The organism is Kitasatospora sp. NPDC091257 (genome assembly GCF_044757675.1).
Lineage (GTDB): Bacteria > Actinomycetota > Actinomycetes > Streptomycetales > Streptomycetaceae > Kitasatospora > Kitasatospora lactacystinica.
In genome coordinates this window covers 1-1,147 of the sequence record NZ_JBIVVI010001827.1, presented here as the reverse complement: position 1 = coordinate 1,147, position 1,147 = coordinate 1, and the positions used below count along the sequence as shown (strand labels likewise).

Genomic DNA, 1,147 nt, shown 5'->3' with positions numbered 1-1,147 from the left:
CAGGTTGCCCGGCTTGTCGAGCAGTTCGCCGTACAGCTTCTCGGTGGCCCCATGCCGTACCTGAACGTCACCGAGGTCGAGTCCGCCGTGACCAGCCTGGCCACCGCCTTCCCCGACCTGACCCAACTCGTCACCCTGCCCGAGCCCTCGTTCGAGGGCCGCACCGCCCACGCCCTGCTGATCGGCGAACCCGCGGCGGCCCCCAAGCCGTGCGTCATGATGATCGGGGGTGTCCACGCCCGTGAATGGGGCAGCTGCGAGATCCTCGTCCACCTCGCCGCCGACCTGCTGGAAGCCCACCGGGACGGCACCGGCCTCGGCTACGGCGGCACCGCCTTCACCGCCGGTCAGGTCAGCGGCCTGCTCCAGCGGCTCGACCTGGTGCTCTACCCGCTGGTCAACCCCGACGGCCGGCACTACAGCCAGACCGTCAGGCCCATGTGGCGCAAGAACCGCAACCCGGCGAACGCCGGCGGCAACCCGGCCCCGGACTGCGTCGGCGTCGACCTCAACCGCAACTACGACTTCCTCTTCGACTTCGTCACCGCCTTCGCCCCGGGTGCCAACCCCCAGGTGTCGAACGACCCGTGCGACCAGCAGGTCTACGCCGGCCCGAGCCCGTTCTCCGAGCCGGAGACCCGCAACGTCCAGTGGCTGCTGGACCAGCTCCCGCTGACCCGGTGGTTCGTCGACGTGCACAGCTACTCGCAGGACATGCTCTACAACTGGGGCGACGACGAGAACCAGTCGGTCGACCCCGACATGAACTTCCGCAACTCCGACTACGACGGCAAGCGCGGCCTGCCCGGCGACCTCACGTACGCCGAGTACATCCCCAAGGACGACGAGGACACCGCCGTGCTGCTCGCCGAGGCGTTCTGCAAGGGCGTCAACGGCGTGCGCGGCCTGTCGTACAAGCCGATGAGCGGCTTCCACCTGTACCCGACCAGCGGGACCAGCGACGACTACGTCTACTCCCGCAACTTCGCCGACCCGGACCAGGGCAAGGTGCTCGGCTTCACCGTCGAGTGGGGCACCGAGTTCCACCCGCGGTGTAGAGCTGCTCGGGGCGGACTCACAGGTAGTCGAAGAAGCGGCCCCACCAGGTTGGTGGGTGCTCGGGGTTGTAGGCGGCGAGGTTGCTGGC

1 protein-coding gene is annotated in these 1,147 nt (G+C 68.8%); it reads left to right on the top strand.

Annotated elements, in window-relative coordinates; all coding sequences use genetic code 11:
- Nucleotides 1-51: 51 nt before the first annotated feature.
- A partial coding sequence (locus tag ACIQOV_RS42310) for a M14 family metallopeptidase (protein WP_401056581.1) occupies nucleotides 52-1,147 on the top strand: 1,096 nt, incomplete at its 3' end.